20 protein-coding genes are annotated in these 20,969 nt (G+C 59.4%); 1 reads left to right on the plus strand and 19 read right to left on the minus strand.

The window, feature by feature from the left end; all coding sequences use genetic code 11:
• Positions 1 to 84: 84 nt before the first annotated feature.
• The 4 genes from purM to CCANI_RS11555 are packed head-to-tail and all read right to left on the minus strand — an operon-like array spanning position 85 to position 3,936.
• On the minus strand, positions 85 to 1,155 hold the full coding sequence (gene purM / locus CCANI_RS11540) for a phosphoribosylformylglycinamidine cyclo-ligase (protein ID WP_146324340.1): 1,071 nt from the start codon (positions 1,153 to 1,155) through the stop codon (positions 85 to 87).
• Between the two features lie 47 nt (positions 1,156 to 1,202).
• Positions 1,203 to 2,717 carry an amidophosphoribosyltransferase gene (gene purF / locus CCANI_RS11545; RefSeq protein WP_246118219.1) on the minus strand — a complete coding sequence of 505 codons (1,515 nt, stop codon included), beginning with the start codon at positions 2,715 to 2,717 and terminating at the stop codon, positions 1,203 to 1,205.
• Between the two features lie 55 nt (positions 2,718 to 2,772).
• Positions 2,773 to 3,492 carry a VIT1/CCC1 transporter family protein gene (locus tag CCANI_RS11550; protein WP_146324342.1) on the minus strand — a complete coding sequence of 240 codons (720 nt, stop codon included), beginning with the start codon at positions 3,490 to 3,492 and terminating at the stop codon, positions 2,773 to 2,775.
• 57 nt (positions 3,493 to 3,549) lie between these two features.
• Entirely contained in the window at positions 3,550 to 3,936 is a 387-nt protein-coding gene (locus CCANI_RS11555; protein WP_146324343.1) for a sterol carrier family protein, read from the minus strand.
• Positions 3,937 to 3,990: 54 nt separating this feature from the next.
• Here CCANI_RS11555 and CCANI_RS11560 point away from each other — a divergent pair, with 54 nt between their 5' ends.
• Entirely contained in the window at positions 3,991 to 4,956 is a 966-nt protein-coding gene (locus tag CCANI_RS11560) for an acyl-CoA thioesterase (RefSeq protein WP_146324344.1), read from the plus strand.
• Here CCANI_RS11560 and CCANI_RS11565 read toward each other — a convergent pair.
• The 15 genes from CCANI_RS11565 to CCANI_RS11635 form a co-directional block, all read right to left on the minus strand.
• Positions 4,953 to 5,243: a hypothetical protein gene (locus CCANI_RS11565; RefSeq protein ID WP_146324345.1), complete on the minus strand. Its 291-nt coding sequence runs from the start codon at positions 5,241 to 5,243 to the stop codon at positions 4,953 to 4,955. The two genes, CCANI_RS11560 and CCANI_RS11565, sit on opposite strands and share 4 nt — an antisense overlap.
• Positions 5,240 to 5,935 (minus strand): PAQR family membrane homeostasis protein TrhA, encoded by a 696-nt coding sequence (trhA, locus tag CCANI_RS11570; RefSeq protein WP_353959410.1) that lies wholly within the window; start codon positions 5,933 to 5,935, stop codon positions 5,240 to 5,242. Before trhA ends, CCANI_RS11565 begins: the two co-directional genes overlap by 4 nt.
• A 127-nt stretch (positions 5,936 to 6,062) precedes the next feature.
• Complete coding sequence (locus CCANI_RS11575; protein WP_186750237.1) at positions 6,063 to 8,375, minus strand: ABC transporter permease; 2,313 nt, start codon at positions 8,373 to 8,375, stop codon at positions 6,063 to 6,065.
• Positions 8,376 to 8,849: 474 nt separating this feature from the next.
• Entirely contained in the window at positions 8,850 to 9,644 is a 795-nt protein-coding gene (locus CCANI_RS11580) for a hypothetical protein (protein ID WP_146324348.1), read from the minus strand.
• 266 nt (positions 9,645 to 9,910) lie between these two features.
• On the minus strand, positions 9,911 to 12,187 hold the full coding sequence (gene purL, locus CCANI_RS11585) for a phosphoribosylformylglycinamidine synthase subunit PurL (RefSeq protein WP_146324349.1): 2,277 nt from the start codon (positions 12,185 to 12,187) through the stop codon (positions 9,911 to 9,913).
• A gap of 19 nt (positions 12,188 to 12,206) precedes the next feature.
• Entirely contained in the window at positions 12,207 to 12,878 is a 672-nt protein-coding gene (gene purQ / locus CCANI_RS11590) for a phosphoribosylformylglycinamidine synthase subunit PurQ (RefSeq protein ID WP_146324350.1), read from the minus strand.
• The gene (purS, locus tag CCANI_RS11595) at positions 12,875 to 13,120 is read right to left on the minus strand and encodes a phosphoribosylformylglycinamidine synthase subunit PurS (protein ID WP_146324351.1); all 246 of its coding nucleotides are present in this window, start codon (positions 13,118 to 13,120) and stop codon (positions 12,875 to 12,877) included. Before purS ends, purQ begins: the two co-directional genes overlap by 4 nt.
• A 206-nt stretch (positions 13,121 to 13,326) precedes the next feature.
• Positions 13,327 to 13,803: a glutathione peroxidase gene (locus tag CCANI_RS11600; protein WP_146324352.1), complete on the minus strand. Its 477-nt coding sequence runs from the start codon at positions 13,801 to 13,803 to the stop codon at positions 13,327 to 13,329.
• A gap of 4 nt (positions 13,804 to 13,807) precedes the next feature.
• A complete protein-coding gene (bluB, locus tag CCANI_RS11605) occupies positions 13,808 to 14,428 on the minus strand; it encodes a 5,6-dimethylbenzimidazole synthase (protein ID WP_146324353.1) in 621 nt (206 codons plus the stop codon).
• 63 nt (positions 14,429 to 14,491) lie between these two features.
• Positions 14,492 to 15,697: an AAA family ATPase gene (locus CCANI_RS11610; protein ID WP_146324354.1), complete on the minus strand. Its 1,206-nt coding sequence runs from the start codon at positions 15,695 to 15,697 to the stop codon at positions 14,492 to 14,494.
• Between the two features lie 312 nt (positions 15,698 to 16,009).
• The gene (locus CCANI_RS11615) at positions 16,010 to 17,419 is read right to left on the minus strand and encodes an MFS transporter (protein WP_146324355.1); all 1,410 of its coding nucleotides are present in this window, start codon (positions 17,417 to 17,419) and stop codon (positions 16,010 to 16,012) included.
• 19 nt (positions 17,420 to 17,438) lie between these two features.
• Complete coding sequence (locus CCANI_RS11620) at positions 17,439 to 18,077, minus strand: putative quinol monooxygenase (protein WP_146324356.1); 639 nt, start codon at positions 18,075 to 18,077, stop codon at positions 17,439 to 17,441.
• The gene (locus tag CCANI_RS11625) at positions 18,074 to 19,045 is read right to left on the minus strand and encodes a VOC family protein (protein ID WP_146324357.1); all 972 of its coding nucleotides are present in this window, start codon (positions 19,043 to 19,045) and stop codon (positions 18,074 to 18,076) included. The genes CCANI_RS11620 and CCANI_RS11625 overlap by 4 nt, the downstream gene beginning before the upstream one ends.
• A gap of 15 nt (positions 19,046 to 19,060) precedes the next feature.
• Positions 19,061 to 19,594 (minus strand): aromatic-ring-hydroxylating dioxygenase subunit beta, encoded by a 534-nt coding sequence (locus tag CCANI_RS11630; RefSeq protein ID WP_146324358.1) that lies wholly within the window; start codon positions 19,592 to 19,594, stop codon positions 19,061 to 19,063.
• 11 nt (positions 19,595 to 19,605) lie between these two features.
• Complete coding sequence (locus CCANI_RS11635) at positions 19,606 to 20,955, minus strand: aromatic ring-hydroxylating oxygenase subunit alpha (RefSeq protein ID WP_146324359.1); 1,350 nt, start codon at positions 20,953 to 20,955, stop codon at positions 19,606 to 19,608.
• Between the last annotated feature and the right edge of the window lie 14 nt (positions 20,956 to 20,969).

The raw sequence follows: 20,969 nt of genomic DNA on the forward strand, positions 1-20,969 counted from the left end.
CGGGGGTACCGCGAGAAGCCGCCTGGCCCGGCCGCACGCGCGGCGTAGAGAAGCGACGGCGGCGGCAGGGTGCGCGGGGCGCGTTTAATACCCGGGGTGTTCGCCGGTAAGGACCACCAGCTGCTCCTCGCCCGGAGCCGCCTTACGGACGGTGCCAAGCTCCCACGCTTCGATGTGGCGGGCGGTCAGCATGGCAAGCGCGCGGTCGCGGTCCTGGGGAGCCACCACGGCCACCATGCCCACCCCCATATTGAAGGTTTTTTCCATCTCGGCTTGGGGGACCTTGCCGAGGGAAGCGATGGTGCGGAAGATCTGATCCGGGGTCCACGTGGCGCGGGAAAGCTCTGCGACCAGGCCGTCCGGGATCACGCGCGCGAGGTTGCCCGCTAGGCCGCCGCCGGTGACGTGGCAGAACGTATGTACCTCGCATTCGGAAGCGAGGGCGAGGCAATCGAGGGCGTAAATGCGGGTGGGTTCGAGCAACTCCTCGCCGAGCGTGCGGCCGAGCTCCTCCATATACCCGTCGAGGGGCAGGCCCGCCTTCTCCAGTAACACGTGGCGGACGAGCGAATACCCGTTTGAATGCAGCCCGGAGGACTTCATGGCGATAACCACGTCGCCGGTGCGCACACGTTCGGGGCCAAGGACGCTGTCCGCCTCAACGACGCCCACGGCGGTGGCGGAAACATCGTAATGGGTGGGGTCCATCGTGCCCGGGTGTTCGGCGGTTTCGCCGCCCAGCAGCGCACAGCCGGCGCGCACGCAGCCCTCGGCGATGCCGGCAACGATCTCGGCCACGTGTTCGGGAACCACCTTGCCGACGGCGATATAGTCCTGCAGGAACAACGGTTCGGCGCCGCACACCACGAGGTCATCCACACACATGGCCACGAGGTCGATGCCGATGGTGTTGTGCACGTCCATGGCCTGGGCGATGGCGAGCTTCGTGCCGACGCCGTCCGAACCGGCGGCCAGCAGCGGCTCACGGTATTTGCCGAGCGCGAAAAGCCCCGCGAAACCCCCAAGCCCGCCTCGAACCTCTGGGCGAGTGGCGCGCTTGGCGTGGGGGGCGAACAACTCGACAGCGCGGTCGCCCGCGGCAATATCCACCCCGGCGGCGGCGTAAGAAATCTCGGAATTTGAGTGTTGGCTCATACAATTATGGCTTTCTAAAAGTCACTGAAAATCAATGGTGAACGCAGCTATATCGTAGCCTGCATCGTACGCACAAGGTCGGCGTTGTGGTTACCCTCCGGCAGCCCCAGCGGGTACACGCCATCGAAACAGGCGCAGCACAATTGCTCGCGATCCTGGCGGGTGGCCTCGACCATGTTCTCCACCGACACAAAGCCCAGCGAATCCGAACCGATGGCGGTGCCCACGGCGCGCACCATCGCCTCCTCGTCGTCGCCTTCGACGCAATTCGCCAGCAGCTCGCCGGGGCTGGCGAAGTCAATACCGTAAAAGCACGGCCACTTCACCGGCGGGGAGGCGATGCGCACATGAACCTCCGCCGCGCCAGCCTCCCGCAGCATGCGGATCAGGGCGCGTTGGGTATTGCCGCGGACGATGGAATCATCGACCACCACGAGCCGTTTGCCTGCGATCACCTCGCGCAATGGGTTTAGCTTCAGCCGGATGCCCAACTGCCGGATCGTCTGCGAAGGTTGAATAAACGTTCGACCGACATAGGCGTTTTTGACCAGGCCTTGTCCGAACGGAATTCCGGAGCCCTGCGCGTAGCCGACGGCGGCGGGGGTGCCGGAATCGGGGACGGGGATCACGAGATCGCCGTCCGCTGGGCACTCCTGGGCCAGGCGACGGCCGATCTCCACGCGGGTGGCGTTCACCGCGCGGCCGCGAATCACGGAATCCGGGCGCGCCAGGTACACGTATTCGAATACACAGCCCTTGTGCTGGGTGACGCCGAAGCGTTCCGAGCGCACGCCAGCCTCGCTGATGCTGATCAATTCGCCGGGTTCGACCTCGCGCACAAACGACGCCCCGACTATGTCCAGCGCTGCGGTTTCGGAGGCGACCACCCAACCGCGCTCCAGCCTGCCGATGGACAGCGGCCGCACGCCGTACGGGTCGCGGGCGGCGTAAAGCGTAGTGCCATCGGTAAACGTAAGACAGAACGCACCTTCGATTCGCGGGAGGAGTTCCTGCGCCGATTCGACGATGCTGCGGCCGCCTTTCATGCCGTCGGCGAGCAATGCGCACATCACATCCGAATCCGAAGGGCTGTTTGATTTATCTACGAGCCCTCGCGCAGCCGCCTCTTCCAGCAAGGAAATGTAGTTGACTAGGTTGCCGTTGTGCCCGAGCGCGACGTCGGTGCCATCGGGGGTGACGCGGAACATCGGCTGCGCGTTTTCCCAACAGCCACCGCCCGCGGTGGAATAGCGGGTATGCCCGATGGCGATATGCCCGCGCAGGGAATCGAGAGTTTGTTCGTCGAAGATTTGGGAGACGAGGCCGATGTCTTTAAACACCAAAATCTGGTCTCCGTCGCCGACCGCGATGCCGGCCGCTTCCTGCCCTCTGTGCTGCAGCGCATACAGGCCGTAATATGTGAGCTTGGCGACCTCCTCCCCAGGTGCCCAAACCCCAAAGACGCCGCATTCCTCCCTAGGGTTCTGCTCGCCGTGGTCATCGAATCCGTCGCGATCGGTGGGCGCGGGACACGGGGCCGCCGCGCTGAGGGATTTCTCCAAAGCTGCCACGGAAGCTATCGTAGCGGCTCATTGGGTTACGCCCTAATAATCCCGTTTAACCGCCCACCGCGACCCCGAACACAACGCCGATTACATAGGTAATAGCGAGGGCCAGCGCGCCGCCAAACACCAGGCGTGCGACGGATCGTCCCTGCTCACCGCCCGCAAGGAACGCCGATACGCTGCCCGTGACGGTCAACGCAATCACCGTGGCGATAAGCGTCACAGCGGCCCGCCAATCGACCGGTGCGATCAGCACCGCGATCAACGGCAGCACCGCGCCAAGCACAAACGAAAACGCGGACGAACCGGCGGCGATCCACGGATTTGTGAGCTCTTCCCTATCGAGCCCGAGTTCGATGTCGAGGTGCGCTCCGAGCGCGTCGTGCTCGGCGAGTTCGAGGGCGGCCATTTCGGCCGTATGTTTGGAAAGGCCCTTACTGCGCAGGATTTCCACCAGCTCTTTGTGCTCGGCCGCGGGCATGGTGGCAAGCTCCCAGCGCTCCTTATCGATCAGCGCCTTTTCCGTATCGCGCTGCGTGGACACCGACACGTATTCGCCGAGCGCCATGCTCACCGCGCCCGAAACCACCGCCGCAAAACCCGCCGTGGCTATAACGCTTGTCGACGCCCCGGTAGCCGCAACGCCCATAACTAACCCCGCCGTGGACACGATGCCATCGTTGGCACCTAGAACACCTGCGCGAAGCCAATTGAGCTTATTGTTCAGGCCGGAATTGTGAGGTTCTTCAATAATATGTGTTGTTTCAATCATGACCCCATCATATCGATATGTGCATAAGTGCGCACACTTGGAAAGGTTGGCCTGACCTTAGGTTTTGTCCCCTTCTATTGATACCAACGGCAGCCATCGCGCGATTTCGGCGGCGCGGTTTCCGGAAATGTCCACGGTCGCGGCGTCGGCAAGCTGCGTAAGCCCGGTGGCGAGTCGAAGCCACGTGCGAGCATCGGTCTCGACAACGTTCGGTGGGGTGCCGCGCGTGTGGCGGGGACCGTCGATACATTGGATACCTACAAACGGGGGTATGCGGACTTCTACGCTGTGGCCGGGTGCTGCGGCCTCGAGCCTACGAGCGGTCATCCGAACGGCTTGAGCAATCGCGGCGCGGGGCGGCTGCGGGGCGGAATCATCGCGCAACCAATCGGCAACCGCAAGCACGGCGGCGCGGGTGTCTGCGAGGGAAATGGAACGCTTCACAGGGCGCGAGTTTACCGTTCTATAAGCTAAAGCTACACACGAAAGGAACCCCTCATGACATCACGCTCCCCCAGCCTTACGCTCCGCTTTCTCGCCGCCCCCACGGACATCATTATGGCCGGTAACCACGGCGTATCCGGCGGCCGCGTCCTCGAATGGATAGACAAAGCCGCGTACGCCTGTGCGGTCGGTTGGTCGGGGGCGTATTGCGTAACCGCATACGTTGGCCACATCCATTTCACGCGGCCGATTCCCAGCGGGCACATGGTGGAAGTGCGTTCCCGGATCGCCATGACGGGGCGCTCGTCCATGCACATTGTTAATGAGGTGCTTTCGGCCGACCCGCGCGAGGGGGTATTCACTCGTGCGTGCGATTGCCTTGTGATCTTCGTGGCCAAAAACGCGGAAACGGGGCGACCCCAACCGGTGCCGGAATTCGTCCCAAGCACGGATGAGGAACGCCGCGTTTTCGACGCCGCGCTGTCCCGCATCGAACTCCGGAAGGCGATCGAACAGGAGATGGAAGAGCAGACATACGTCGGCCCTTCGGAAGCACCCCGGTTGATTACCCGCTTCCTGGCGAAACCAACCGATGTGAACTGGGGCGGCAAGGTCCACGGCGGCACCGCAATGGAATGGATTGACGAGGCCGGCGCGGCCTGCACCATGGAATGGTCGGGCGAGCACACCGTGGCCGTGTACGCTGGCGGGATCCGCTTTTACCGGCCCATCCAGATCGGTGATCTCATTGAAGTTGACGCCCGCCTGATGCGCACCGATGCCCGCTCGATGCAAATGTCTGTTCACGTGCGGTCTGGGGCTCCGCGGGGCGGCCGCTCCGCCCTGGAAACCGCGATTCACGCCACGATTTCCTATATCGCGGTGGATATCGACGGCCACCCGCTCCCCGCCCGCCAATTCGTCCCGCGCGCTAGCGAGGATGTTCGACTATCCGAACACGCGGCCAAGCTGCGCGAACTGCGCGCGCGGTATTCCCCCCACCCGCTGATCCAGCGCTAGGAAGTGCTGGGGGCTGGAGTACTGGGGCCGGAAGTCTTGGGAGCGGGGGCTTCGGAAGCCGGGGCGTTGTCAGCGGAGCCGTCGAACATGCGAGCGACGTACTCTATGAGGCGCTGCCACCACGACTGCGGTGCTGGCATTGGTATCGGCTCCGCCTCATGCATGCGCTCGCTGCTCCAATAATCTTGATCCGCGGGCGGCTGCGTTGTGAACGTAGTTTCGCTCGACGGGGCGCCGCAGGACACGAGCATCCCGGCAACGAAAATGAGTGCTATTCGGTAGGTCATGCTCCGCCTTGAACAACCACCATCCACACCGCGATCAGGTGCAAAACGCCGGCAATAATCGTAGCGAGGTGGAAATGCTCATGGTAGCCAACCCAACGCGCATTGCGCCCCGGCCACCGCAATGCGTAAAGCACCGCGCCGAGCGAATACACCACCCCGCCGGCGAACAGTAACCACACCACAACATGCCCCGCATGCAGCCACAATTGCGGAATCAGCGGCACCACGAGCCACCCCAACAGGAGGTAAACAACCACGTGGAGCCATCGCGGATGCGGCAGCAACGACAGCACCACGCTCAGCAAGGCGCCACACCAAACCGCCGCCAGCAACCCCGTTGCAATGGGCCCAGACAGCGTCAATAACGACATCGGCGTATAGGTAGCGGCGATAAAAACCGCGATCGTGGAGTGGTCCGCCCACCGCCACCAAGCGACAACACGTTCGGACCGCCAGGGGCCGCAATGATAAGCCGCCGACACCCCGAACAACTGTGTTAATCCCACGGCGTAAATCGTGACGCCAAGCGCGGGCAACCACGGCAGGGTCATCCAAGCGAACGTGGTCAAGACGGCTCCGGACAATGCCGCCAGCACCGCAGCCGCGCAATGATACCAGCCACGCGCTTTAGGTCGCGGCCCGCGATCAAGCACCCACCGGGTCCGTTGCACAAGCTGGGGTTGTTGAATCACTGCCACAATTGAGACCTTCAAAGACGTAACCTACGATTGCGTAAAGTGTAATCGCCGCAGCGCACCACCGCTAGGCTTATCGACGCCGCGACAAGCAACGTCAGCGCCGCGCGCAGCGATCGTTGGGCTATTCGTCGCGTCCTTTGAGGCCTTCCACCAGCTGCAATCGTGCAATCTTTCGAAGCGAAACTAACCAAACAAACCCAATGACTAGGGCCGCTGCGAGGGCCGAGTACACGTATGTATCCCAATCAATGAACGACGCAAAGAGCAATTGCGAGTTGGCGAACTGGCGCGACACGAAACTGGTGAGATAATAGCCTCCGACCAGGCCAAGCGGCAGCCCTACTAGGAATTGCATCACGAGCTCTTTCAGGTACGCCAAGGAAATCTCGCGGGGCGAATAGCCCATGACGCGCAGGATCACGAACTCGTATTGCCTAGCCAGCAGCGCAATCGTGGACACCGAATAGAGGGCAGCCACGCCGAGAACGATGGAAAACATCACCAGCAATTCGATATACATGTTTAACGTAGCGGAAAGCTTCTGAAAGCTCTCCCGTTCATCGCCGATGGAGCTTATCGCCAGCACGCCTTCTTGGCGCTCGATTTCCTTTTCCACTTCGTTGCGATCTCCGTCCGCATTGGCGAAGATCGTGTTGTAGGACGGGTTTTCGAGGCCCAAGTGTTTTTCCGCCTGCGCATAGGTGGCGATGGCGATAAATCCAAGGTTCTGCCGCACTCGGTCCGACACCTTAATGGTCCCCTCAACCACACCGTTGGGAGTGGTGATTTCCACCGCGTCACCCACCGAAACGCCCAGTTTATCGGCGTAGTAGTGGGACAGCACCAATCCATCACCGTACTCCGGCTCGCCACCATCGTCGGCTTTGAAACTATATACGGCTTCTGGGTCGTCCACGATCACCACTGGTAATTCTTCATCCCTGTCCCCTGCGGTGAGCGTGGCCGGCAGCACCAGCGCCTGTTGCTGCTGGGTGAGGTCCACGGCGTCGAGAAACGCCGGCGGTTGCGTGCTCGGCGTGGGCTGGGTTCGGACGGCGAAATCATAATCGATAGCAGTATCGAAATAATCGGTGGTGATGAACTTGTAAGAATCTTGGAAACCAAGAGACATCACGGTCAGCGTCACGGACGCCACAACACCGCACACCATTGCGAAAAACCGACCACGATTTCGAAGCGCGGATTTGACGGCGTAGCGGGAATGGAACGTGAGGCGATTCCACAAGCGGGTACGTTGCAGCAGGATATCGCGGCCGGTTTTCGGTTGTTCCGCGTGCATGGCCTCGGCGGGCATGATCGTAACCACGCCCCAAACCGCGATAACGGTGGACACGATCGTCACGATGAATGCGAAAATTGTCGGCAGCCAAATGTGGTGCGCGAGCCCCCCAAATGTGAAAAATGGTGCACTAAATATGGATTGATATGTGTTCACCAAGGATGGCCCTGCGACGCTCGCAATCACGGCCCCCAATGCCGCACCCACTACCGTAGCCACCACCGAGATTGCGCAATACAAGAACATAATCTGGGCGCTGCCACAACCCATCGCTTTGAGAACTCCGATCTGCCTGCGATCGCGCAAGACATTGCGGCGTTGCCCGACAAACACCACCACGGAAGCGATAATAAGGAATACGATGGGGAAGATATACGCCATGCGATTGAAATCGCTAACATCCGCCGAAAACGCATCATAACTACTCACCTTTTCCCGCTTGGTGAGCTTTACTATTCTATCTCCGAGTTCATCTTCAACAGTATCGTAGATGCGTTCTTCATCGGAATCTTGCGCGAAAACTAACGCGATTTGATTCATCGGAATCTTGCGCTGCGATAGAAACTCCGTATCCACATACAGCACGCCGAATTCGCTGGTATCGGCGATAGATTCCGTGGCGCTTTGCTTCAGGTACATGTCCTCCGGCGTCGTAGCGATGCCGGACACCTTGCACTCCGCGCTAAACGCCCGATTCTCAAACGAAAGGGTATCGCCTGGGTGCACGTTGTGCTTTACCGCGTATTTATCGGCGACAAGGCATTCCTCGGCGGTCTTTGGCTCCTCACCTTCGTACAGGTAAGGCCGGTTTACACGAGGATTGTGAATATCGTAAGACAGCAACCTAAACGTAATGTCACCGTCACGCGCATCTACCGTGGCACGCGCCTGCACCGCCTCAACGCCCGCAATCTTTTCAAGGTTCGCGGCGTCTTCCTCCGTGAAATCAATGCCATCTACGATAAGATCCGGCATCTTATAGTCTTGGAAATACTGATGCGAGCTTTGCTCAAAGTTGACCGAATTCGACTTTAACGTTGCGTAAAATCCTACGGCCACGCCGATGATAATGATCAAACCCAGCAAAGAGCTGATTTGTAAACGCATCTGCCGCAATGCGTTCAGCAAAGGCATGCGCATTAATAGGCCCCCTCAATGGCACAACGTCCCCCGCCGCTGCGAAGAACACGAAAACCATCCCGAAAAGCCCCCTGCGGAGCGTAGCGCGTGTGCATACACCCCACCTTACGCCGAACGAGCGTGCATGCAGCCATACCTAAGTGTATCGCTACTTGGCACTCAGTCCCCAAATGGGCATCTCACCAATGAGGCAGAGAAGCACCGCAAGAATCGGACCTCAGGGCAAGCGTGTAAGCGTGTGAGCGTGAGCTTCTCCGAATACTCGTAAGTTGCTATCGCCGCCGCGCTCATAAGAACCCACTACTGGATTAACACATGGATAGCCAGCAACAGAAACAAACGCCTCGATTCCAGCATCGGGCTCGGCACCTTCCAAAGCGGTCCAAAGCGCAATCTAGACGCAGCCGCATGACGCAGCCCCAAACCAACTGGCGACAAAGGGCCAATCAGCGAATCCACACGAATCAATTAGGTCTCACACAATGCGTCACAAAAACTCTCTGCGTCATTGACAAAAATATAAAGCCTCTCGACGTCGCCAGCGCTTCGCCGAGAGGGAAGAAATGAATGAATTTCAACGTAAATCGGTTCGCGAAGAACAATCGCGACATTTGTCCCGTCGGGCGAGCCAAGACTAAGGTCGCCATCGGACACACTGTCATCAATTAAACTTACGTTACGCGAAATTGAGACCGACTCAATGTCCGCACGCGCAATGCGGGCTAGCACATTACCGTATCTTCTTAAAACCAATTCCTCCGCCGAAACAAAGTGTGGGAAAGCCACTTTGGCGCAACAAAGCCCAATATATGAAATAATGCCGGACAGGGACAAAATCAGCAAAACCATCCGGAGATGGAAATTGCCAACAATAAAGTGTACTACCAGAAGCTCAATCATCGCCGCAGCAATAAACGCAATTGATACCCCCCAGGTACCACGATCCGAACGAAAAGGAAGGTTGCCGTGGCCCTCAACATCGGGACGGCGAACCACGCAGAGATACATAGCCTTATAACTTCGACATTCCGCGATTACCAACCTACCCATTTTAGAAAGCTCTAGTAACTCGACAAATATATCGAAGGGCTTTCGTTGGCTACGGCGCGACAAAACAAGGGCGAAGCAGAAATGAACTGCAAACAGCGCAAGAATCAACGAACCATTAATTGAAACGACAATCCAGAAAGCTTGCCGGAGTTCGATCCAGCCCATTAAATAGAATACTAAATCGAAAACCAATACCAGTGCAACAATCGTCAAAACAAGATTGGTTATAAAATTAAGGGCCCGAGGGTGCGAAATCAATTATCTCCAACTTCCTTCGTCTTAAATTCGTCGCCTGCGTAAGGTTGGCGGCGCCAAGGTGAGCTATGCCCTCGCCAGGGCAATCACAATAATCCGTCGGCACCAGCGCCTGCACCAACTTGGTCTCCGTCACGTCAACTCTGACACGATCGCGCCACAAACTGGTGCAAAAGGGGCACCCAGGGATTCCCAGGTGCCCCAACGCTATTCGAGCTTGTGTTCTACTCCACGACGGAGTTTGCGCCGGCAGCGTGACCGAACAGCTTCGGCAGGGTAGCTTCCCAAGCCGTGCGCAGCTCATCGATACCGATTTCGAACTGCCCGGCGACACGCAGGGTGCGGTCGGCGTTGGTGGTGCCCAATTTCGCGACTGGGATCCCCAATTCCGCCGCGCGTGCTTCGAGCGCGGCACCGTCTTGGGTGGCCACTATGACGCGTGACGCGGACTCGGAGAACAGCGCGACAAATGCGTCCGCGTGTACGGATGCCACATCAATGTCCGCACCGACATTCGAGGTGATCGTCAGCTCCGCGACCGCCTGGGCAAGGCCGCCTTCGGAAAGGTCGTGCGCAGCGGTGACTACACGGGGTCCGGTAAAGAAATCGGCAAGCGCCATCTCATTCGCAAGGTTGATCTCAGGAGGCATGCCGTTGAGACCGCCGCCGGATACCTGCTGCCAAATGGAGCCACCGAACTCGTCTTCGGTTGCACCCAGTAGATATAGCGTTTCGACGCCCTCGACAGTACCGAGGTCGTGCCCGATCCTCTGATGCACATCCTCAATCACACCAAGAACACCCACGACCGGGGTCGGCAGAATCGGCGTGCTCCCAGTCTGGTTGTAGAAGGAAACATTGCCGCCAGAGACGGGGATCCCCAGCTCAACGCAGCCATCGGCGAGTCCATGTACGGCCTCGCGGAACTGCCACATCACGTCCGGGTCCTCGGGCGAACCAAAGTTCAAGCAGTTCGTGACAGCGACCGGACGCGCACCAGTTACCGCAACATTTCGGTACGCCTCGGCCAATGCAAGGCGCGCACCTGTGTTCGGATCGAGCTTGGTGTATCGACCCGACGCATCCGCGGAGATCGCGACGCCACGGCCGGTTTCTTCGTCGATGCGCAGCACGCCAGCATCGGAATTCTGTGCGAGCACCGTATTGCCGCGCACATAGCGATCGTATTGCTGCGTAATAAACGCCCGCGAACACAGCGCCGGCGACGACACCATGTCCAGCAAGGCCGCGCGCAAATCGCTCGGCTTTTCGACGCCCTGGAATACCTGCAGTTCGTCCTGCCATTCCGGCCGTGCGTACGGACGTTCGTACACGGGACCCTGGTGAGCGATGGTGTGAGCTGGGGCCTCCACAACGACTTCACCGCGGTGCGTGATCACCAATCGGTCGTTGTCGGTCACCTCGCCGATCTCGGCACAGGTGACATCCCAGTGGGCGCAGATGTCCTTGAACTTATCTACGTTTTCCGGCGTCACAATCGCACACATGCGCTCTTGGGATTCCGAGGCCAAAATCTCGGCAGCGGTCATATTTTCGGCGCGCAACGGGACCATGTCGAGGTTTACCAACATGCCGCCGTCACCGGCCGCCGCAAGCTCGGAAGTGGCACAGGAAAGGCCGGCACCACCGAGGTCTTGAATGCCCACCACAACGCCCGCCTTATACAGGTCAAGGCAGCATTCGATCAGGACTTTTTCCGCGAATGGGTCGCCAACCTGCACCGCGGGCAGCTTGCGTTCGGCACCATCTTCGAACGTATCGGATGCCAGCACGGACACGCCACCGATGCCGTCCAATCCGGTGCGCGAACCAAACAGCATCACCTTATTGCCCAAACCGGAAGCGAAAGCCAGTTTGAGCTCATCGACCTTGAGGGTACCCACGCACAGCGCATTCACGAGCGGGTTGCCGGCATAAGACTCATCGAATATGGTTTCGCCACCGATGTTCGGCAGGCCGAGGCAGTTGCCGTAACCGCCGACGCCATCGACCACACCCGGCAAGACGCGCTGAGTATCCGGCGCATCAGCGGGGCCGAAGCGAAGCTGATCCATGACGGCAACTGGGCGCGCGCCCATCGCCATAATGTCACGGACGATGCCGCCCACGCCGGTGGCCGCGCCTTGGTGCGGCTCGACGTAAGACGGGTGGTTGTGAGATTCCACGCGGAAGGTCACCGCGTGCCCATTTCCAATATCCACCACACCGGCGTTTTCGCCGATACCTGCGAGGATCTTCTCCCCCATCTCCGGCGTCGTGGTCTCGCCAAAGTAGCGCAGATGAACCTTCGAAGATTTGTATGAGCAATGCTCGGACCACATGACCGAATACATGGTCAATTCGGCATGCGTGGGGCGGCGCCCAAGGATCTCCTTGATCCGCGCATATTCATCGTCTTTAAGCCCGAGCTCACGGTACGGTTGGGTGGCATCGGGGTCGGCCGTCGCGGCGTCGACAGTATCGTTGAAGGGAACAGTCATTGTGCAAACACCTTCCGGGTTAAGCGGCGATCGAGCCGACAGCGGACAAGAACAGCTCGAGACCATCCACCGAAGGGCCAGTCAGCTTTTCGACTGCATGTTCGGGGTGCGGCATGAGCCCCACGACGCGGCCATTCTCCGAACAAATCCCCGCGATTGAATTCAACGAACCGTTAAAGTTTTCGACATACCGGAACACCACGCGCCCCTCGGCCTCAAGCATATGCACGACGTCGGCAGACGCCTGGAATCGCCCCTCGCCGTGCTTGCTCGGAATCAGAATCCGCTGGCCGCTAGCAAAAGTGTTCGTCCACGCGGTGGTGTTGTTCTCGACGGTGAGATAAATATCCTCACAGTAGAAATGCAGCCCCTCATTGCGGGTGAGCGCCCCCGGCAACAAACGAGCCTCCGTAAGAATCTGGAAACCATTGCAAATGCCCAGCACAGGCATGCCTTTGCCCGCGGCCTCGATCACCGATTGCATGACGGGGGCAAGTGCGGAAATCGCTCCAGAACGCAAATAATCCCCGTAGGAAAACCCACCGGGGATCACCACAGCATCCACACCTTGAAGATCAGTGTCTGCGTGCCACAAGGACACCGCCTCAGCACCAGCGATGCGTACGGCGCGCGCGGCGTCGACATCGTCAAGGGTGCCGGGGAACGTAATTACGCCAATTTTCGCGGTCACTCGGACACCTCAAAACCGACAACCTCGAAATCCTCGATCACAGTGTTGGCCAGGAGGATTTCGGCAACCTTTTCGAGGTCTTCCTTGGTCACGGAATCCGCGACCTCAAGCTCAAATCGCTTACCTTGGCGAACATCCGTCACCCCCTCAACCCCGATACGACCCAAGGCACGGCCAACCGCCTGCCCCTGAGGATCCAAAATCTCTGCCTTCGGCATCACATTGACAACTACACGGGCCACAACAATTCCCTTACTCGCAGTAGGTACAGCGTGCAATCCTGCGACAAAAATAACGCAGAACTCGGACGCACACAGCATACCGAGAAGCACAAGGGAGCGCCTATTCGAAGAACGAAATCTTTTGCGGATGTAACATTTGCCACGTGTTGCTGAGCGAGGGGCGCACGGTAGGCGGCCGCAACCCACGCCCCAGGCGAGACCGAAAACTAGATCGGTAGGAGCTCCTCGATGAGGTCAACGATTGCGTCGTCCTCGGGGTCGATCTTAGGCCCGAAGCGCGCGATGACTTCGCCGGAGTCGGACACGACGAACTTTTCGAAATTCCAGGCGATGTCCTCGCCGCCGGTTGCCTCTTTCAGGAACGCATACAGCGGGTGAGTGTTCGGGCCGTTGACGTCGGCCTTGGCGAGCAGCGGAAAGCTGACACCGTAGTTCACGCGGCAAAACTCGGCGATTTCAGCTTCGCTGCCGGGCTCTTGCCCCGCGAATTGGTTGCACGGCATGCCGATAACAAAGAAACCTCGCATCGCATACTCATCGAACAAGTGTTGGAGGCTATCGTATTGTTCGGTGAGTCCGCATTTGGAGGCGGTGTTTACGATGAGTAGCACGTGCCCGGCCCAATCGCCCATGGTGGTGTCGCGGCCGTCGATAGTGGTTACGGGGATGTCGTATAGCGTCATGGTTTCAGCGTAGGCGCTCGCGGTGAATCGCGTTATCCAAGGGCCTGCGGTCGCGCCAACCGAAACGCTCGAGATCGGGCACTTGTTCGAGGTGAGTGACGGGCCCGAGGCAGAGCCACGCTAGAGGGCGCACGGGGGCGACGCAGCCGACGAATTCGGCGAGGAATTGCTCCTCGTAGAAGCTCACCCAGCCCATGCCGAGCCCTTCTGCCGTCGCAGCTAGCCACATGTTTTGAATTGCCAGCGCGACGCTCATCAGGCCGGTTTCGTCTATGGTGTGCCTGCCTAAGATGTGCGGCCCGCCTCGTTCCGGGTTGTACGTAACCACAACGCCCGTTCCCGATTCGCAAATACCCTCGATCTTTATGGGTTCAAAGGTGTGCTTACGCGCCTCCGGTAAGCTCTCCGCAAACGCTTTTCGACGCCCCGCCACGTGCTCGGCGAAGGCTGCCAACCGCTGCTGCTGCTGAACCACAACAAAATCCCACGGTTGGGAATTGCCTACGGAAGGGGCCGCATGCCCAGCGGCGAGGACTCGGCGCAATTGTTCCTCACCGATAAGTTCGCCCGTATATTCGGCTCGCACATCGCGGCGGGTGGCAATCGCCTGATACACATCAATCATGCTTCGAGCATAGGTTGCACGACGCTGCCGTGAACCCTGACCTCGTCGCGCCGAGCGGAAAGGCTAACGTGACATCACGGATTCTTTACCTGCGGGCGCATCTGCGGCGTCTTCGCCGAGAGCATCCATGGCATCGGCGGATTCGGCTGCGGGTGGCTCAGCAGATTCGGGCTCGGCGGATTCGGGCTCGGCGGTTTCGGCGTCGGCGGGATTGAGGGTGGGGTGATCCTCGGCAAGCTCATCAGCGTCGACGTCGGAGGGGGCGGGAGGCTCCTCGGTTGCGGCGTCGGGTTCCGTGGGCTCGGCCATTTGGGCGATTGGCGTGAGGTAGCTGGTTCCAGTGTCGGAATCGCGGCCGACGATCACAATGTGTTCGTTTCCGGCGGCTTGACCTGCGTTAACCAGGTCGGGGCTGCGGGTTGCCACGATGGATTGGATGCCGTGGAGCATGGCGAGGAAAAGATCGCTGTGTTGGGGATGGAGGAAATGCTCCGGGGTGTCGATAAGCAGGGTTTTGCCGCTGAGCTGGGCGGTGGCAAGGGCAAGTTCGCCAAGGAAACCGTCGCTAAGATGGCGGGCGGGCGTGCCCACGAATTGGCCCTGGAATTGTTCGTTGAGGACCATCATGACGTCGCCAAGGTCGGTGGTGGCGAAGCCAAGGGAGCGGGCGGAAGGACCGCCAAGATCACAGGCGATGGTTTCGATGCGGGCAAAGGATTCGGGGTCGGTAGAGGCCAATTGATAGAGCACGCCGGAGATATTGGAGGCATCGGGCTCGAGGGTGTCACTCACTGGGCTGAATTCGCGCATTCGCTCTGGGTGCGGCACGAATTCCGTGATCGAGCGCAAGGTTTGGGAGAGTTCGTCGATCGCCCAGTCCTCGACCACGGGTAACCCCGCGAGCTTGAATAAGGAGGAATGCCGACCATCGAACGAAAGTTCAGCTAGATTCAGGGATTCGCCCTCGCCCATGCCTAAAACCTCTTCGGTGATGCGGAGCTCGGGGCGAACCTCTACGACAATGTCATAGGTTAGGTTTCCAACGCTGCAGCCGATCCGAAACTCGTCTCGTCCGCGGGGCGCACATTCCAAGTCTTCTACGACGGATTCGATGGGCCAGCCAGCAGCCAGCCTGCCCAATGTACGAAGCGCTAGCAGCGCGTTTGTCTTCCCAACGTGATGAGGTCCCACCAACAAAGCAGCAGACCCTAGCTCTAGGGCCTGCTCGTGGAATGTCATCCACTGGGTCAATCGCAGGTGAGTGATCATAAGCGCCACGGTAGCAAAAAGAACAAGGTCGCTATAGCACAGATTGTGCACTACTTTTCAGTTTCGGGGCGGGAAAGCTGAGAATAGCGAAGGCACTCCCACCCGCCACGTCGAACTTTAGTACGCACGTAATATCTGGGACTCTTCCCTTGTCAGAAACGGAAAAGCCCCCTCATAATGGGGCAAAAACCTGCGAATGGCGAAGCCCAGCCAGCCACTCACGTAACACTTATCACTTTTTTATGGTGGTCGGCGTGGCGCGCCCGCCGCGATGGGGGTAGCGGCGCGGCGGACGGGGCGTCGAAAAGCGGGCTAAGCCTTGACCACGGAGGTTTCCTGGAAACGTTGCGCGTGGGTTTCCTGGCGGGCGGTTTCCTTGGACGCGAGGATGGCCAGCGAACTCACCAGGAACAGCAACGTCGCGTACCAGGCCACGGGGTCCAGACCGGTCTCCGGCGTGACCAGTCGGTTCGCAATCAACGGTGCCGTGCCCGCGCCCAAAATGGAAGCCATCTGGAAGGTCATGCCGGCGCCCGTGTAGCGGTGAGCGGCGTCGAATTTCTCGGAAAGGAAGGCGCCAATCGGGCCGTATTGCGCGGGCTGCACCACGCACACCATAAGGATCAGGGCGGGCCACACCTGGGCCGGGTCGCCGGTGTCAATCATGCGGATAACAATCCACAGGCCGATAACAGAGACGATGCCGCCAGCAACCATGACGCGACGGCGACCGTAGCGGTCTGAAAGCCAGGCCAGGAAGGGCATGACGAAAATGGCGATCACGGAGCCGATGGTGACCATCATCAGGCCGTCCGCGCGGGAAATCGGAGTCTCGGAATCGGCGGTTTTCGCAACCATGTACGGCACCATAAACGACGCTTGGAGGCCTTGGATAAACAGGCCGGCCATACCCGCGAGGGAACCCGTAACGAGCTCTTTCGGGGAATCCCGAAGCATTTTCATCAGTGGAACACCTGTATGAACGTCGCCGCGTTGGCGGGCTTCCTCGAACTCCGGCGACTCAGTCACGCGCGAACGCAGGTACAGGCCGAACACAACGATGCCAGCGGAGAACAGGAAGGGCACGCGCCAACCCCAGTCGGTAACGAAATACTGTTCGGGGTTAGCAAAATTGTCGCCGGAAATTGTGGAGAATACCGAAAGGACCAGCGTGGACAGGACCGCGCCCGCTGGGCCGCCCGCGATGGCGAGCGACGCACCGAAACCCTTTTTGCCTTCCTGGGAATGCTCCATGGCCATGAGCGTGGCGCCGGCCCATTCGCCGCCCACCGCGACACCCTGCACCGTGCGCAGGACCACGAGCAGGATCGGGGCCGCGACACCGATCATATCTGCGGATGGCATCAGGCCGATTGCCACCGACACGATACCCATGGTGAGCAGCGTAATCACGAGGACGTTTTTGCGGCCGTACTTATCGCCAAAATGTCCGAATGCCATGGAGCCGATCGGGCGCGAAATATAACCGATAAGGAGAATGACAAAGGACAGCGTCGTCCCCATCGCCGGGCTCAAGCTACCGAAAAACAGTTTGGGAAAGACCAGGCCTGCCGCAGCTGCATACAGGAGGAAGTCGTAGTATTCCACGGTGCTTCCAAGGAAGCTCGACAAGACGGCGCGGCGACGTTCCGCAGCGTCCGGAGTGCTCGCCTTCGGCGTGGAAGGCGGCGGTGACGTGGACTCATGGGTTGTAGCGGTCATAATGGTTGTTCCTTTGGCGTTAGTCTGGCCACACGACAGTGTGCGAATAGTGGGCGGGATTTTGAGGCAGGAAGCGTCCGTACAGGAGGTCGAACTCCGCGCGCCTATAGAACTCTCGTTCGGCGTCGCCGGCGGGCGTTCGGCCGGAATCGCCCCGATAGGCCGTAGTTTCGACGCGCCCGAGCCAGTGTGCGTCGTATAATTGCTGGTCCTGCCACACCTCCAGCAGCAGGAGCTTATCGACGTCTCGGGTGTGCGCATACCAGTCATAGGCAACGCAGCCGGGCTCCCGGCGGGTTTCCATCACCTCGCGCAGCGTGAGCTCTTGACGTTTGGGATTCGGCCGGTAGCTGCCCTGGATAATGATTCGAACTTGCCCTCGTGCAGGCCAGCGGATCAGCGCCGACGTTGGGGCCTTGGGTGCCCACGTGTTTTCGCGCAATTCGAACTGTTGTTGGTGATAGATTTCGGTGGATGCGTGGGTGACAAAGTCGCGATACTCGGGGCTTGCGAGCAGCTGTTCCAGCTGGCTATCTGTCACCGAAAGCAATAGCGCGGAGTCGCCGCCGGTGACGGAACGGTACGCGTCCGCCGGGCAAGGCAGGCTTTCGACCAGCTGCGCCGAGATCGCACCCGCTTGGTGCAAAATGCGGATCATGTGTACTCCACCACCCAATCTGGTTGGGCGAATTCTGGGGCTGGGGGACGACGCCGAATCACCACTTCTACGAGGTAACCGCCGAGCGCATCAAAGGTGTCAAAATAGCCGAATTCGGCGGCCTCGCCCCGGAGCGTTGAGCCCATACACAGCGGATATCCGAGCGCTTCCATGCGCTCAACTACGGCGTCCCAAGATTGGTCTTCGGAGGTCAACCACGGGAAGAAATGGTGAATGCCGGGGCCGCGGGCGTCGAAAAACTCCCGGTTGTAGTGGCTGGGGCCGTGGTTGCTTTGAATGATCTCGAAGCCGAAGTCGGCGACCATGCCCTGCGCGGTGAAATAGCCGTGGTCGACGCGCTCGCCGCGGTATTGCGGGGCGTCGAGGCGCCCCCAGCCGGTTTCCCAGGTTTTGCATTCGAAACGCTGGATGCCAAAGATATCGCGGTATGCGGGGAGGGTTTTCAGCACATCGTGAACGATGACCCCGAAATGGTAAATACGTTCGGTTGGCAGCGGCACGTCGGTCGTTTCGGCGGGCAGGCGCGTGGGGTCGGCTTCGAGCACGGGTTCGATTAGGAATCCGCCTAGCGCGTCGCGCGTATCGTAGAACTCACGTTCGCCCGCGCGGTAGGCGAGGGGGATGCCAAGACCGGCGAAATGCTGTTGCGGATCGCCCGATACCACGATCTGCAAAAAGGCGATGCCTTCGCGTTTGGTGCGCAGGTGTTCCTGGAACGGAGACTCCCCCGCCAGCGGTTGGATGAGCTCGAACGCAAGTGTGCTGGTAGCGCCGCGCGCGCTCAGCCACCGTGCGCCGGTGACGGTGCGGCCATAGGACACGGCCTGGTCTGGCGCATGCTCGTCTCGCTGCCAATTGGTTATGCCGTAAATCGTGGAATAGTTTTGGATCGCTTTTTCGAGGTCGTATACGACCACACCGATGCGATGTAATTGCAGTGTTTTCACGTTGCACCAATGTTTCTAGTAGAACAGGCTGAGGTTTTTCACCAGAATCGTCGCCATATCAAAGCGGATTTCCCGCTCGAGGACCTTGAAGCCGTATTCGAACTCAGGTGCGGACACGATGATGTCCCTGCGTTCGCCAGCGATGGTGTCCTGGCTCCGCTCGCCACGGCTGCGGTAAATCAGGAAATTGGACCGCACATTGAAGTTGCCGTCTTCTCGAGCATCAATTCGAATGTTGGTAACCAGGTGGCGGGAGCGTGAAGGCGGCTCCTCGGCCCAAGCCATATTGGTCTGCAGCCGAAACACGCGTTGCCGCAGGTACTCGTGGCCCTCTTCGAAATACACCGAGGTGCCCTTGGGGTAGAACTCCTCGGAGCGTTCGCGGGCGACGCGGTTTTCTCGCACGGGTGCCCAGTAGTAAATATCGGGGTGCATGCACTCCAGCCAGGTGTCCCATTCCATGTTGTCTACGAGCTCAGCTTCGTCGTAAAGGAATCGGGTGATTGCACGTTCGGTTTCCGCATCGACGCGGAGTTTTTGTGAAAGCATGACGTGTGTCCTTATCCCAGCACTGCGCTGTCCATGACGGCGCTGAAATCGGCGATGGCAACTTCGGGGGTGCCGCCGCGCATGGCTTTGAGTTCTTCCCAGCTGTGACCCGCCATAAGGTCGCGATAAAAACCGTACATATTGAGCGCCGCGTTATCGGAGTACACATGTGCGGTCGAGCCGCCCGGGTAGCCGTCGTCATCAGTGGTCACGGCGACGCCGCGCATGTTGTAGGTAAACCCGGTTTTGCGGGCCTTGGCGCCGCGGAGGATGCGTTGCATCTCCTCCCAGTTCTCAGCGTCATCCTGTTCGAACATGCCGCCGGGCGAGAAGGTGCGCATCACGTCGACGCGAATGGCTTCCTTGACTTCCTGGGGCGCGTCCTTGGGCACGAACGCCCAGGACCAAATCTCCATTTCGTGGGGGCCGCGCGGATGCGTGACACGGAAGGTGTAATTGCCCAGCAACATAAAGTTCGGAAACACGTTCATGTGCCCGCGTACTTCGCGGAACTCGCCTAGCCGGGATTCGATGCTGCTCCGCACCGTGTTTTCCCATTCCACCAGGGCCGGCGCGGTGTTGGGGATTTCAGCGCCGCGCTTGCCAAAGAAAGCTCCGCCGTGGCCGTACGGGCTGAAGAATTGGCGGCCGGTTGGGACCTTTTCCCGCCCGGTTTTCCGGTTAAAAGTATCGGAGCCGCTGGCCAACGCTTCCACTGCGGAAACGTGGCTGATTTCCGAATGCTGCATATCGGAAGTGGGCTGCTCGACATTGAACTTCCAGTTCGCGGGCAACACCCATTTATGTACCGCGATTGCTTCCATGCCGCCTTCGTAACGGTCGATATAACCGTCCAGGTAGTATTTGGCGTTACCGAGATACTCTTCGAGCGGCGGAATGGTTTCATCCCACGAGCCGAAAATAAATCCATTGTAATTTTCGATGCGCGGCACACGAATGGCGCTCAGCTTCGACTTGTCCAATCCCGCCGGGTACGCATTGTCCTCGTGCGGGATGTCCACGAGGTTTCCTTGCAGGTCATAGGCCCAACCGTGGAAGGAACACATAAAGCTCTTAGCGACGCCGCGGTCAGCGCGGCAAATGCGCATTCCACGGTGCCGGCACTGATTCAGGAAAGCAATGACTTCCCCGGAACGCTGGCGCACAACCACAATCGGGTCTTCGCCAATATAGGTCTGAATATAGCTTCCCTTTTTGGGTAGCATCGATTCGTGGGCTAAAAATACCCAGGTGCGTTGCCAAACGTTTTCAAGCTCTTGGGCATAAATATCATCGTCTACAAAGATTCTGCCGGATACATAGCCTCCAACAGGATCTATGAGCTGGTGTATATCAGGCACAAGTTCCTCCTAGT

The sequence above is a fragment of the Corynebacterium canis genome (assembly GCF_030408595.1).
Classification (GTDB): domain Bacteria; phylum Actinomycetota; class Actinomycetes; order Mycobacteriales; family Mycobacteriaceae; genus Corynebacterium; species Corynebacterium canis.

Coding starts and splice junctions, on each gene's coding strand:
- purM (WP_146324340.1), bottom strand. CDS start 1,155: ATGAGCCAACACTCAAATTCCGAGATTTCTTACGCCGCCGCCGGGGTG.
- CCANI_RS11550 (WP_146324342.1), bottom strand. CDS start 3,492: ATGATTGAAACAACACATATTATTGAAGAACCTCACAATTCCGGCCTG.
- CCANI_RS11560 (WP_146324344.1), top strand. CDS start 3,991: ATGACATCACGCTCCCCCAGCCTTACGCTCCGCTTTCTCGCCGCCCCC.
- CCANI_RS11565 (WP_146324345.1), bottom strand. CDS start 5,243: ATGACCTACCGAATAGCACTCATTTTCGTTGCCGGGATGCTCGTGTCC.
- CCANI_RS11575 (WP_186750237.1), bottom strand. CDS start 8,375: ATGCCTTTGCTGAACGCATTGCGGCAGATGCGTTTACAAATCAGCTCT.
- purL (WP_146324349.1), bottom strand. CDS start 12,187: ATGACTGTTCCCTTCAACGATACTGTCGACGCCGCGACGGCCGACCCC.
- CCANI_RS11600 (WP_146324352.1), bottom strand. CDS start 13,803: ATGACGCTATACGACATCCCCGTAACCACTATCGACGGCCGCGACACC.
- bluB (WP_146324353.1), bottom strand. CDS start 14,428: ATGATTGATGTGTATCAGGCGATTGCCACCCGCCGCGATGTGCGAGCC.
- CCANI_RS11610 (WP_146324354.1), bottom strand. CDS start 15,697: ATGATCACTCACCTGCGATTGACCCAGTGGATGACATTCCACGAGCAG.
- CCANI_RS11615 (WP_146324355.1), bottom strand. CDS start 17,419: ATGACCGCTACAACCCATGAGTCCACGTCACCGCCGCCTTCCACGCCG.
- CCANI_RS11620 (WP_146324356.1), bottom strand. CDS start 18,077: ATGATCCGCATTTTGCACCAAGCGGGTGCGATCTCGGCGCAGCTGGTC.
- CCANI_RS11630 (WP_146324358.1), bottom strand. CDS start 19,594: ATGCTTTCACAAAAACTCCGCGTCGATGCGGAAACCGAACGTGCAATC.